Annotated in this window: 10 protein-coding genes; 4 read left to right on the top strand and 6 right to left on the bottom strand. The window is 48.2% G+C overall.

The window, feature by feature from the left end; all coding sequences use genetic code 11:
- Positions 1 to 61: 61 nt before the first annotated feature.
- From AC3ITG_RS06710 to AC3ITG_RS06690, 5 genes are all read right to left on the bottom strand, one after another.
- Positions 62 to 2,251: an alpha-galactosidase gene (locus AC3ITG_RS06710; protein WP_489253224.1), complete on the bottom strand. Its 2,190-nt coding sequence runs from the start codon at positions 2,249 to 2,251 to the stop codon at positions 62 to 64.
- A gap of 234 nt (positions 2,252 to 2,485) precedes the next feature.
- Positions 2,486 to 2,836 (bottom strand): type II toxin-antitoxin system PemK/MazF family toxin, encoded by a 351-nt coding sequence (locus AC3ITG_RS06705; RefSeq protein ID WP_024630714.1) that lies wholly within the window; start codon positions 2,834 to 2,836, stop codon positions 2,486 to 2,488.
- Between the two features lie 3 nt (positions 2,837 to 2,839).
- Entirely contained in the window at positions 2,840 to 3,121 is a 282-nt protein-coding gene (locus AC3ITG_RS06700; protein WP_024630715.1) for a CopG family ribbon-helix-helix protein, read from the bottom strand.
- Positions 3,122 to 3,382: 261 nt separating this feature from the next.
- Positions 3,383 to 4,570, bottom strand: a complete 1,188-nt coding sequence (gene alr / locus AC3ITG_RS06695; RefSeq protein WP_413376160.1) for an alanine racemase — start codon at positions 4,568 to 4,570, stop codon at positions 3,383 to 3,385.
- Between the two features lie 459 nt (positions 4,571 to 5,029).
- Complete coding sequence (locus AC3ITG_RS06690) at positions 5,030 to 6,232, bottom strand: outer membrane lipoprotein-sorting protein (protein WP_489253223.1); 1,203 nt, start codon at positions 6,230 to 6,232, stop codon at positions 5,030 to 5,032.
- Positions 6,233 to 6,527: 295 nt separating this feature from the next.
- On the opposite strand from AC3ITG_RS06690, the gene AC3ITG_RS06685 reads away from it, so the two are divergent.
- Entirely contained in the window at positions 6,528 to 8,021 is a 1,494-nt protein-coding gene (locus AC3ITG_RS06685) for a serine hydrolase (RefSeq protein WP_489253222.1), read from the top strand.
- Positions 8,022 to 8,064: 43 nt separating this feature from the next.
- Here the strand turns inward: AC3ITG_RS06685 and AC3ITG_RS06680 are convergent, their stop codons facing one another.
- Positions 8,065 to 9,921 carry an ABC transporter substrate-binding protein gene (locus tag AC3ITG_RS06680; RefSeq protein ID WP_489253221.1) on the bottom strand — a complete coding sequence of 619 codons (1,857 nt, stop codon included), beginning with the start codon at positions 9,919 to 9,921 and terminating at the stop codon, positions 8,065 to 8,067.
- A gap of 126 nt (positions 9,922 to 10,047) precedes the next feature.
- Between AC3ITG_RS06680 and AC3ITG_RS06675 the strand changes: the two genes are divergently transcribed.
- From AC3ITG_RS06675 to AC3ITG_RS06665, 3 genes are all read left to right on the top strand, one after another.
- Positions 10,048 to 10,275 carry a hypothetical protein gene (locus AC3ITG_RS06675; RefSeq protein ID WP_489253220.1) on the top strand — a complete coding sequence of 76 codons (228 nt, stop codon included), beginning with the start codon at positions 10,048 to 10,050 and terminating at the stop codon, positions 10,273 to 10,275.
- Positions 10,220 to 11,326, top strand: coding sequence for an MFS transporter (locus AC3ITG_RS06670; RefSeq protein ID WP_489253219.1), 1,107 nt, complete (start codon positions 10,220 to 10,222; stop codon positions 11,324 to 11,326). Before AC3ITG_RS06675 ends, AC3ITG_RS06670 begins: the two co-directional genes overlap by 56 nt.
- A 156-nt stretch (positions 11,327 to 11,482) precedes the next feature.
- Positions 11,483 to 13,657: a serine hydrolase domain-containing protein gene (locus tag AC3ITG_RS06665; protein ID WP_489253218.1), complete on the top strand. Its 2,175-nt coding sequence runs from the start codon at positions 11,483 to 11,485 to the stop codon at positions 13,655 to 13,657.
- Positions 13,658 to 13,705: the final 48 nt, after the last annotated feature.

Below are 13,705 nucleotides of genomic sequence, written 5' to 3'. Positions count from 1 at the left end.
AAAAACGTCTTCCCGACGTCTTCCGGTCTCCCCTGACAAACACTGCATTCACGCCAGTTTATTATACCCGTTCGAATCGGAACATTTCACTCCAATAGTCTCCCGATGCACGGCCTACAGAGATCCCCCCATACATCAGCGCATCCCCGGTAAACGTCTCGGAGCCACCTTTCAGGCGGTAATCCGCATCAGGGTCCAGGCCCTTCAGCTTCAGACGCTGGAACGGTGCATTCGGTTCAGACAGCACACGGAAGTAGAATACAACGGCTTCGCTGCCATCTGGTGCAATAAACATCCATGCCGTTTCATTTCCCTCAAACGGACTTAGTAAGCGCCGGAACGTTCCGTATTGGATAGTTCCCCGAATTTCTTTGTAAAGTTCAACCTGCGCCTTCACAATGGCATTCTCTTCCTCTGTGAAACGGGTCAAATCCAACTCGTATCCAAAGTTACCGGACATGGCGACGTGTCCACGAATTTCCAGTGAAGTAATTCGATTAACCTGGTGATTTGGAACCGCTGAGATATGTGAACCCATTGAACTTATCGGATATACCAGGCTTGTACCATACTGAATACGCAGACGGGATATCGCGTCCGTATTATCGCTGGTCCACGTTTGCGGCATGTAGTACAGCATACCTGGATCAAAACGGCCGCCACCACCTGAACAGCTCTCGAACAGGATATTCGGGAACGCTGAAGTAATACGTTCCATGACTTCGTACAATCCAAGCATATAACGATGCGCAGTCTCACGCTGTCTGTCTGCTGGCAGCAATGCAGAACCCACTTCCGTCATATTCCGGTTCATGTCCCATTTCACATAAGTGATCGGCGCAGATCCAAGCACATCGCTTAGCATGCGTACAATCTCATCACGCACATCCTGACGGGAGAAATCGAGTACCAATTGTTGACGCCCTTCCGTCCGGCGGCGATCCGGCACATGCAGACACCAGTCCGGATGAGCACGGTACAATTCGCTGTCTGGCGAAATCATCTCAGGCTCGAACCATAATCCGAACTGCATGTCCAGATCGGTTACCCGGTTGGCCAAATCATCCAGGCCTTGTGGCAGTTTGTTCTTGTCCACAATCCAGTCACCGAGCGAGGAGTTATCGCTGTCCCGATGTCCAAACCATCCGTCATCCAGTACGAACAGTTCAATGCCGAGCTTCTTCCCTGCCTGGGCGATCTGCTCAATCTTATCTGCGTTGAAGCCGAAGTAGGTCGCTTCCCAGTTGTTGACCAAAACCGGACGCTCTGCATTGCGGAACTTGCCACGTGCAAGGCGCTCGCGATACAGTTTATGATACGACTGAGACATGCCATCCAGACCTGCATCCGAATAAACCATGACCGTCTCAGGCGTCTGGAATGACTCCTGCGAATCCAGCTTCCAGCTGAACTCAAACGGATTGATTCCCAGCGATACACGAGTGGTGTGGAACTGATCCACTTCCGCCTGTGCAGCGAAGCTGCCGCTATATACAAGGCTGAACCCGTAGACTTCACCCTCATCTTCGTCTGTACCCGGTGTCATCAGTGCAATGAACGGGTTCTGCTGGTGACTGCTTGAGCCGCGACGGCTCTCGATGCCTTGCAGGCCGGAAGCAAGCGGTCTGCGAACGATGTCCCGTTCACGCGTCCATGCTCCTGACAGTTGCAGCAATTCGTAATCGGCATGCGGGAAATCAACGGAAGAGCTGAGCGCACGTGCAATATTCACCGAGGTAGCGCTCTCATTAATGATGCGCATGGAACGCGTAATCGCATTAAATGCTGTAAAGGCCGTGTAGCTAAGTTCAATCTTGATCCCTGCAACACGGTCTTCCAGTTCAACGATGAGTGTCTCGGCTTCATCGTCAGACTCAACATAAGTTGCAGGCAGTCCGGTAAGCGCTGCCTTTCCTTTGATCAGTTGATAGCCTGTATACGTAAACTCCGAAACGGTTGAACCATTCTCAAGCTCCAATTGGATTGCCGGATTACGGAAATCACTTGTACCATACACCGGCAGTTCTACTGCCAAAGTGTCGAAAGAGATCGTCCGATCTTCCGGCACCGGATTCGGGCTGAACGAAGCACGCTCTGTACGCACATGAAGCCAGCTCAGATCGGTATCACGCAGTCTTTTGCCATAATACAAATGTACTAAATATCCCGAAGGCAGTACCTGAAATACATAGCTTGCCTTTTGAGTCTGTAGATGAAATTGAAGCTTCTCCTGATCAATATAAATGCTCATATGTCTCCTCCACCTCTATATATGTCGATTAACGTAAACGGTTTCTCAGGTATCATTATAACGAAAAGCTTCACAATGTTCTACGCTTTCATGAAGCTTTAATCAAAAGAGCGTACCCCGGCCGTTAGGCTGTTGTACGCTCTTTTGATTGCTGTCTGAAATTGTGTGTTCCTGTAAGGAACATCCATTGTCTACGGATGGCACGGCAGAACAAAGAAACAATTGTCTGATGCCTTAAAAATCGATTAAACCCAGGCTGATCTGTAAGGCTTCGTTGACCAGTTTCATGGTCTCCTCGTCCAGATGGGTAATCTTGTCGGTCAGCCTCTGCTTATCAATCGTCCGTATTTGTTCGAGCAAAATAACCGAGTCCCGGTCAAAGCCGTGTGCCGCCGCATCAATCTCCACATGCGTCGGCAGCTTTGCCTTTTGGATCTGGGCGGTGATCGCCGCCACAATACAAGTAGGACTAAACCGGTTGCCGATGTCATTCTGGATAACCAGAACCGGCCTGACTCCACCTTGCTCGGAACCGACAACGGGAGAAAGATCCGCAAAAAAAACGTCACCGCGTTTTACGATCAATGTCTACACCCCGCTAACTAAGCGGTCCAGAGTGCTGTCCGCATCTTCCTCCGCGTGAAAGGCCTCGGATGCCATGGTGAGGTTAATCTTCGCCATCTCCATGTACCCTCGCTGCATCGATTCACGGATGTAACGTTTCTTACGCTCCGTCAAATACAGCTTCATGGCCTGCCTAATCAATTCGCTGCGGTTGGAATTCTCCAGCGCTACGATGCCATCCACTTCTTGCAAAAGATAATCAGGCAAACTGATCATGATCCGCTTGGTGTTCTGCAAGTTGGCCACCTTTCTTCCACCCCCACAAACCTTTCGCCATTGTGAACCAGTATTACGTTTTTCCAGAACTTTTATACAAAGGAATATATATGCCCCGAGTATATCAAGTATGCTGTACTCCATTATAAACACGGGGAACAATATTCGTACAGACCAAACATCTCTTTTCAGGATTTTTCATCCCAGTCATCATTCATAATTCGAGATGCTCCGACAGTTTTCCTTCTGTTCTGAAAAAAAGTTTATTGGTAATAGCGTCCAGTCGAGCTATCAGGATGTCAAAAGAGGGTTGATTCTGGCGACTACTGCTCCATTACGGGTATAAACCCGCGGGATTCGATGCGCCATCATGCAGATCACTTCGTAGGGAATCGTACCGAGCTGAGACGCCACTTCGTCTGCAGTTATGACTGCACCCGATTGGTGGCCGATGAGAACAACCTCTTCGCCGGCTTGAATTTCTTCTGCTTCTGCTGCAAAAGATTGTAGCGACACCATACACTGATCCATGCAGATCGTACCGACGACGGGAACGCGGCGGCCGCGCACAAGTACATGTGCTTTACCTGACAGCATTCTTGAAAATCCGTCTGCATAGCCAATAGGCAGGGTCGCTATTCGTTCGTTCCCTTGTGTTACATATCGGGTTCCGTAGCTTACACCCCAGTGAGGTGGCAGCGTTTTGACCAGAACCGCCTTCGTCTTCAGTGTCAATACCGGGGACAGCTTCACTACCTGGTGATTTACCTCTCCCGAAGGATACAATCCGTACAGACTGATTCCCACACGGACCATATCGTAGGACAACTCCGGTGTATCAATGGTAGCGGCGCTGTTCGCCGTATGTATAATCGGGATGACACATCCCTGATCCCGCAGTGCATCAACCACGCCTCGGAACCGTCGATACTGCTCCAGTGTATAGGTCTTGTCTTTTTCATCCGCCTTGGCAAAATGGGTAAACATGCCTTCAAGCATCACCTGCTTCAGATTGGCTACTTCCTGAATGAATGCAAGCGCCTCGTCGCCAGGCAACAGGCCAAGTCTGCCCATGCCGCTGTCGATTTTGATGTGAACCTTGAGCTTACGAGAGGATGTGCCCGTCTCCAGATGTTGAATGGCTTCGAGTACTTCCTTACTGAACAGCGTAATGGTTACATCATGTTTCCATGCTTCAGCGATGCCTTCTGGCGGCGTGTAGCCCAATACCAGAATCGGAAGGGTAATTCCGTGTTGTCGCAATTCAAGCGCTTCGTCAAGAAAAGCTACACTTAAGTAATCCACGCCAACTCGTTCCAGTTCTCTGGCCATCTCCACTGCTCCATGCCCATAGGCATTTGCCTTCACACAAGCGAGCAGTTTCTTGCCTTGCGGCAATGTTTCACGGAAAGCGTCTACGTTGTTGCACAAATGATCCAAATTGATTTCCGCTTGGGTCGGCCGATATTGTTCTTGCACGTTAAGTCACCTTCTCTAATCATCTTAATCCGGCTCACGTCAGACTCCATCGTAATGCTCAAGCATGTGACTGTCAAATGAACGGAAGATCTGCAGTCCAAAACACATACAGGAGCGCTATCCTGAAGTCGGGAGCAAACGCGGAATAAGAGCCATAAGCCAGACCATGAATGAGATATTTATCTCTCCATAACGTAACTCATCTGCTTATATCGTATTATTTACCCGGTTCCTCCGGCGTAGAAGCGTGTTTTGCATTATTGAGTGCACTGGACCTAATCTTTGCTTATCTTACGCAGGGTCACGGGCTGTTGATACCCATAGCTTCAACTGAAATCAAATCCTGTGAATCACTGCTATAGAACAGGAACGAAGACCTGTATATGCAGCAAAGCACCGGAGAATTCATCTCCGATGCTTCTTAGCATTCCTTATGTTAGGACGACTATACTTTGCAAATCATTTCCCTGACTCTTCCTGCATTGAAGTCGCAATCTGTACCATCTCGTTATCTGGCAAATCTGCGCTTGTAATCCTGTACTCCACTCCGTCTGACATCCATGTGAGTGTCTGCAACGCATCTCCGCTTATCATTCCGAGGGTGAATCCAAGATCCAGAACACGGGATGGGGCAAGCGATACGGCTCTGTCCTGCGGTCGCGCCTCAAAGATCGTATAATTATATGTTCCTTCGTAACGAAGCATAACCGAATAGTCTCCTGACCCTTCCACGATCTGATCGTCTTTCAGCTTGACGCCTTCCGGTGCATAGGTTGGCTGAATAACCCCGAAGCTATCCGAACCTTCCGGCTCGGCCGATGTCGGTTCTTCCGTGCCTTGCCCGCTCGCTGGATCTTCTGAACCTTGCTGCTCGGCGTTATCGCTCACACCGGTCTGCCCGTCACTAACGGTTCCGCTTGGATTCGATGCAGAACCTTCCTCTGTTGCAGCTTGAGGATTGGTAGTCTCTTTACCATCCCCAGCAGGAGCCGCCCCTGAGTCAGTACCGGCCTTGCCTCCATTTTCAGTAGCAGCAGTCATATTACGCTGCATGTCAAAAGCGTCTTTCTCAAATTCGGTACCAAATTTGAAGCTATCGAACTTCACATCGACCACCACATTGGCATTCGAGTCGGATACTTCTACCTGTTTTGGAGCGTAATCGCTTTTATTTAACCATATTTTCTGTCTAACCAATGCATGTGTATTGTAGTTGGCAGCTACATCGAATACATAGCTTTCCTTCTCATCGGCAAACTGGCGGGTCGAATCACCTGTTATGCTGCGGATCAGCGTCTCGTAGAGGTAAACCTGGCCTTGGTTATCCGGCCAGTTACTCTGGAAACGGAAACTCTTGTTCTGGCTCGGCGTCAGGACAAATACGCCTTCATCATTGCGCAGTACAATTTGCGTTACATCCTTTTTGGCATTCGTTAATGCGATACGATAATACGAAGGCTTTTGATGCCATACCTCGACCTTGTACTGCTGCGGCGTATCTCCGGTATGCAGCGTCATAACGCCTGCCCCCTGATAACTTTCCATTTCTCCTACGACTTCGTTCAGATCTTTGACCACGGCTGCCGCATCCTTCTTCCCGCAGGCGGCAAGTAAGGTCGATAAGACCAATACCATGGCAAGCATCCATGATATTCGGCGCATGACATCATCCCCTTTAGCACATGTTTTCACTTCAGGATTGTGCGTACAGCAGAACCCCTACTTGATTAGTACATGTTATGAGGGACTTGTTCGATATATGCGGACTAGTTTGACAAGCATTCCATCGTGCATTGCCACAATACTCTATTTGATTACAAAATCAGTCTCGGGTAGGATGTAAAATTCAACCAGATTCTTCATAGTAAATACAGATAACAACCCAACCAATGTAATTACATACCACTATTATGTAGCTGAATTGATGTACAACTCTATTTTAAATTGGAGGAAAATAATGAACACAACCTACCTTCACTCATTGCTGAATGGATTGGATGATTTTGTGGAAGAGCAACTTCAACGTTGGAAAGGAGTAGGTGTAGCGGTAGCGGTTATCCACAAGGATGAAGTCATTTTGCAAAAAGGATACGGTTATCGCGATCTGGAGTCCAAGCTTGAAGTCACACCCCATACACTATTCGCGATCGGTTCAAGTACCAAAGCCTTCACAGCATCAACAGCTGCCCTGCTCGTCGATCAGGACATTCTGAAGTGGGACACGCCTGTTAGAACCTATTTGAAAGACTTCAAAATGTTCGATCCCGTAGCTACAGAACGCCTGACCATCCGCGATATGCTCTGTCATCGCTCCGGACTTCCAAGGCATGAGATGGCATGGTACAACTCATCACGGAGCAGAGAAGAACTCGTAAACGCGCTTCAGTATCTGGAGCCTAATGAGGACTTTCGGAACAAGTGGCAATATCAGAACCTGATGTATATGGCCGCTGGTTATCTGGTGGGTCAACTCAAAGGAACTTCATGGGAGAATGTTGTCCAGGAGTCCCTGTTTAATCCACTTGGTATGAATTCAAGTGTCTTTTCTGTTGATGAGATGCAGAATCAACCTGACTTCGCCTTCCCTTATATGGATCAAAACGGAGAGAGAACCCGAATACCTTTTCGGAAAATAGATGCCATAGGCCCTGCTGGCTCCATTAACAGCAATCTGGTCGATATGATCGCCTGGGTGCAATTTCAATTGAATCAAGGGCAACAGGGTGAGAATCAACTGATTTCCAAAGAACAGTTGGCTGTTATACACAGCCCGCAAATGGCTTGTGATTCACTATTCCACAGCAAAGAGCTGCCTGTTAGCACGTACGGTCTGGGCTGGATGATTGATTCTTATCGCGGACACGCCATGATTCATCACGGCGGGGCAATCGATGGTTTCGCTTCACAGGTCGCCTTTTTACCGGAGGAACAGATCGGTGTTGTAGTCCTTTGCAATACCAATGGGAGCATTCTTCCCTACACGATTTCTTTTAACGTTATTGATCGTTTGCTTGAAGTGGAACCTGTGGATTGGAGTGGAAGATTAGCCAAATTAATGACTGAAGACTCAACTGATTCCGAAGTAGCAACAGACACCATAGAAACACCAACTACTCCAGAAACCTCTGTTGAGGAAAAACCAGTGGAAACTCAGGTTCATCCCCATGATCGTCCTATCCATGCGTATGCGGGAAGTTATACCCATCCGGGTTACGACGAGATCGTTATTCAACAGACGGACGATGGGTTACAGGCCACATTGAATGCCATGGAAATGCCTATGGAATACACTGGAAAAGATACTTTTTCCGTAGAACTTGTCCTGTTTGGCTTGAAAATCACTTTTACGTTTAAGACGGATGAAGAGGACACCATAAGCTCTCTCTCCATTCCGCTGCTGCTGGAACCGGGCACGAATCCAATTGAATTTATAAAAACACCTTCAGTATAAAAGCATCCCCCACCGGCCTATCCCATTGTAGTCACTAAACACCTTACCACAATGGGATATACGCCGGGTAACTCGCAGTATCTTCTCCTATATTCGGACTTCTCTTCACCCACAATCGACGCAGATCAGGCATACCGAATGCTACTACACGATAATCCTGAAGCGAAACGTGGTGTGCATGTTCTTCCCTGAAGCTGTATGTAGGCAGGAGCAAAGCCTCTTGAATGAGTCGCCCCTCCAACGTCATTAGCGTACGCAATCGCTCAGCACTATCCTGGATCATAACGGCGTGTCTGCATTCGCGTTCCAGCTCGCTTTTTCGCTGGTCATCCAGTGCCATGAGGAACAGCGTATTATGGAACGTATACATCGTTAGTAGACTCAGCGTCACATGCTCATCGAACACTTCACCCGTGTAGATCACATCATAAGAGGCGAACTCGTCATGGTATACGGCGTCTACCGGATTACCCGGCATAACATTTACCTTCAGCCCAATAAGCTCACAACGCTGTGCGAACCAGGCCATGTCTGTCTCCATTTTCTCGCCTTCCTCTACCCACACATTCATGATCTGGCCTGCGTAGCAGCTGCATTGTAACAACTCTGAAGCTCTTACGAGAGAAGAGTCTGCAGGGGGGGAAAGTTGTTCCGATTGTTCATTTTTTTCTATTTGTTCAAGCATCAGCTTTTCCTCGGACTTGTCTCGAACCAGGCTATATGCAGCCTGTACACTTGAGCGTGCCAATGCCCCCATCATCTCCTGTGGATCCATCAGTTGCTGAACAGCCTGGCGAAAGTATAAATCCTGCTGTGGGCCTTCTTTTCGCATATTAAACGTCATATATACGCCGCCCTGAACCTCATGCTGAACCGAACGAGCCTGTCCGTCTGGAAACAAGTCCTGTTTGATCACCGACTCCACCAGACCCGACTGGGGAAGCTGCCATATTTCAACCCGATCAATAAAAGCCCGGCCCCTGAAATAGGAAGTGAATACGTCCAGCACAAGCAGCTTGGGATGATTGCGTGTCAACCGGTAAGGTCCTGTACCAATCGGATGCATCGGGTCCATCTCCATATCACGGGGCAAAATGGATGCATTCATGCTGCTCATCAGATCCGGTAACATAAAGTTGGGAAAACGTAACACAAAGCGCACCGTTAGCTCATCGAACGTTTCTATGCGATGAATAGAACCAAACAGTGACCTGCAAGGGTTCTCCTGATCGGAAATAATTCGTTCAAACGTATATCTTACGTCCTCTGCATCAAGTACCCTGCCATGGTGAAAGAGTATGCCTTTGTGCAAATAAAAGGTCCACTCTGTTCCATCAGGGTTGCTCTCCCATGCAACGGCAAGACTCGGTTCACAGACTTGCCGCTCAGCGTTGTACTGCACCAAGCGATCAAATACCTCCGCAACAATTCCAACCTCTCCCCACATGGCAGCCCTGGTCGGGTCTAATGTCTCAAAGGGAGTTTCCTGCGGAATACGCAGGGTATCAACTCTTCCACGAGCGCATTGATCGGAGCGTAGACCGAACTGCCCTTGCAATCCTTGCAACAATATTTCCCGCATTGAGAACGGCAGTGTTGAAGCCAGCACATAGGCCTCCTCCAATTTGTTCCCTTGCAAGAATCGGTCGAATCGTTCCCGAGCGGCCTGTAGCAGGGGAAGGCAAAAAACGAGCACTGATGTTTTCCCTCTGCCGCGTTGTGGGCTCCATCTGATCCAGCCATGATCCATAAATTTGTTCATAATCAGATTCATATTGCGCATCGTACAACATAAATGATTCGCCAGCTCACCAATCGTTGTATGTATTTCTTCCTCTTCGTCCACGTTCGAAAAGGCCATGCGAAGCTGAATATAATGATCCATGACCTCCACAACCATCCCTGCCTTTCCTTCTCCTGATTAAAATACGAAATTGACCCGTACGCTTCTACAGTTTTTCTTCAGGTTTTCCTCCATTATACTCAGGTACATCGACAACACCAGCGGGAAGGAAGAGAACTGCACATGAAATATACTGATTTGCATCGCAACATCAAGATTCGTATCATTACTGATTTTTTTACGGATCTAACTCAGAAATCAATTATTCCTTTTATGGCGATTTATCTGAGTGTCCAGCTTGGTGCAGGCTGGGCAGGCATGCTGTTAACCGTTAATATTGTGGCCTCCATGATCGTTGGCTTGGGCGCAGGATACTGGTCTGACCGAGTCGGACGCAAGAAACTGGTCTGACCGAGTCGGACGCAAGAAACTGATGGTCACCGCCCAAATGTTGCAGGTATTCGCCCTGTTCTGGCTGGCTGCCGCTAACTCCCCATGGATGGACTCCGTTCCTTTAACTTGTGCCATGTTTCTGCTTAGCAGCATCAGTTCGGGTATCACCGGGCCCATTGCCAATGCCATGATTGTAGACGTGAGCAGTGAGCATGAACGTCAGTATGTCTATGGGCTCCAATATTGGACCACCAACGTTGCCGTTACGATCGGTGCATTGATGGGAGGATTATTATTCGAATCCTTTCGCTTCATTTTGTTCAGTCTGGTATGCATGGAGAGCCTGGTTACACTATTTATTCTCTTATTCTATATTCATGAAACAATGGATAGTAGACACTCCAATCAGCTTGATGCCCCGATTAATAGGAATATACTGAAAACGTATGGCGGTGTATTTAGGGACAAACGTTTTATGGTGTTTTTCACCGCAACAGTGCTGGCTGTCTCTCTGGAATTCCAAATGGATAAATACATCGCCGTTCGTCTGAAAAGTGAATTCAACGCCCAACTGTTCCATTGGGATATCTCAGGTCTGCAGATGTTCAGTCTGATCATGGCGATTAACACTGTACTCGTCGTAATCATGGCCATTCCATTCTCCAAATGGATGGGGCGCTTTCAGTCCAGATATATCATGACTGTCGGAATGTGTCTGTACACTACTGGTTTTGCCGTGCTCGCTTTCAGTAACTGGGCCTGGCTACTTGTAACATCGGCTGTACTTCTGACCATTGGTGAACTCATGTATGCGCCTGTCCGTCAGGTCATGCTTGCTGGCATGATTCCCGACTCCGACCGTGCTGCCTATATGGCTGCTGACGGCATGAGTTATAACGCGGCCGCTCTGCTGGGTAGTCTTGGCCTAACGATTGGGGCCTTTCTGCCTTCGTATGCAATGGCAGGCCTGTATGTATTGATGGGTATCGGTGCTCTCGTATTTTTCCGGCAGTCTCTCCGGCCATCAACGGTTCAAAGTGAACCACAACCATGCGCAGACGCCTCCTAAATTTTCGGCTCCTCTATGCTGGATTTTGCTCCTGGTAGTTGTGAGTTCTATTGGGAATGTATATCACAATCTACTATCTTGAAACCTATCGTGCCAGTAATCAGTAATAAACAGGAGAGTCCGTTTTACAAAATTTTCTTTTGAAGGAGTGTTTACATGCATTTATCCAATCGAAGCACCCGCTTCAGGTTCACCTCACTAACGGGGGCGTTCATGGCTTTTATCCTGTCCCTCAGTCTATGGGCACCCGCCGTGCAGGCGGAGACCGCACCTGCCGCGGTCAATGAAAAAGGAAAAGTGACAGCGCTGACAACGGAGTCCGCGACAGCTTTTCTGGATACATTTTTTGATTCCGCCGAAGCGAAAGCCCAATATGTTGGTGCTTCCGTAGTCGTTGTCAAAGATGGAAGAGTCGTGGCAGAGAAAGGGTATGGATATTCCAATCTGGAGAGTAAAACACCCGTTGATCCGAAAAATACCACCTTTCGTATCGCCTCGGTTTCGAAAACATTTACGTCAGCCGCTGTCATGCAGCTCGTAGAGCAAGGCAAGGTAGATTTGAAAGCTGATTTTCAGACCTATGTGAAAGGACTGGAATTCGATAATCCTTTTGACAAACATGTAACGGTAGAGAATCTGCTCACACACACCACCGGATTTGAGATCCGCGACCCACAACAGGAGGATATCCATGCCGACTTCGATAAAAGCGTATCGATGGAGGATTATGCCAAGTTACATATGCCCCCTGTCGTTAGAGAACCTGGTAGCGCCTACATGTACGACAACTTCTCCTTCCTGCTGCTTGGCATGATTGTGGAGAATGTGAGCGGAGAGCCGTTCGAAACGTATATGCAGCAGCATATCTTCAAACCTCTTGGTATGAATAACAGCAGTTTTATGCTGAACGGCAAGTTCAAAAACCAACTTGCAACAGCCTATGATGCGGGCCATAATCCACTCGACCTGTACACCCTTTCCCCAACACCTATGCCTCAAGGCGGCATGCTCTCAACGGCAGAGGATATCGGGAATTTCATGATCGCTTTCCTGAATGATGGTGTGAAAGATAACGAACGTATTTGGAAAGAATCTACGGTAAAAAGCATGGAACAATACCGTTCTTCCATTCATCCGCTGCTACCAAATACCACTTATGGATTTGAAGCTGCTTTTCAGCTTCCGGGTGCAGGCAGCAGTTCCAAAATTATTACCAAAGCTGGCGACCTGATCGGATTCAGCTCTTATCTCTTCCTTATTCCTGAGCAAAACACCGGTGTCTTCCTTACTTACAACCAGACGGGAGCACTTCGTAATTTCTTCTACCCGGCCTTTATCCAGACGTTCTTCCCGCAATATGCGGAGCCCGTCAAGTTCAAGGAATATACACCTCAATCAGCGGATGAACTGCAACGCTTCGCTGGACTTTACGCGGATCTGCGACTAAGTACAATTGTTAGTTCCCTGAAAGATGGCGGCAAAGAACCCGGACAATTAAGCATTTCCGACGTCTTCCTTGGCCCACGTACCCTGATTCAGGTTGAAGATAATCTCTTCAAGGATGAATTAACAGGCCAGTTCACGGCGTTCAAGGAAAATGCTGATGGAACCATCTATATGAAAGAACCTTATCTCAACCCAATGGGTTATGAAAAAAAAGGACAGAAACCCCAAGGTTTCCGGGATGTCCAGGCGAATAGTCCTTATGCTGAAGCCATCTATGGATTACAATCCCTTGGATACTATACCAATGATGCAAGTGAAACTTTTCAACCCAAAAATGCCGTTACACGGGCTGAATTCATTGAGGACGTCCTTAAAATGAGCGGGCTGAAAGCCAGCAAAACGGCGCCACCTGCAGATACCGACTGGGCAACTCACCCTGCTGCCGGTTACATTCAGCTAGGTTATGAATCCGGCATGATCACGGGTGCGGATGAGAAACAGTTCAAACCGGATCAGGCCATCACACGTCAGGAAGCCATGGTGATGATCTGGAGAACTCTCCAACTGCAATATCCAAATGAACTGTTCGAGGATGTGAAGCTGGCCGGGCAAACAGATGCCTGGGCTGTGCCTGCGATCCAGATGATGGTTAAGCTAGGCATCCACGGTCCTGAAGTGAAAGTGCTGGGGGATGGATCAGTCGATTCCCTCTCCCGCAAACCACTGATCCGTCAGGAAGAAGCAGCGATTATGTACCAGCTGTTTACACAGCCAACCGACAAGATCGTAGCTGACCTGATGACAAATCAGCCGCACTCGGAAACTTCCTCAGATGAGGAAACTGCCGAAGATACAACCGCGCCTGCAACCGTGACTCCTGAATAACCGGAATAACAACCTCATATTCACGGTATAAAAAACGATAAACAGGCT

The sequence above is a fragment of the Paenibacillus sp. GL_099_B genome, from assembly GCF_057835695.1.
Note: the sequence above shows the minus strand (reverse complement) of the source record. Positions and strands in the feature narration are given on the sequence as shown.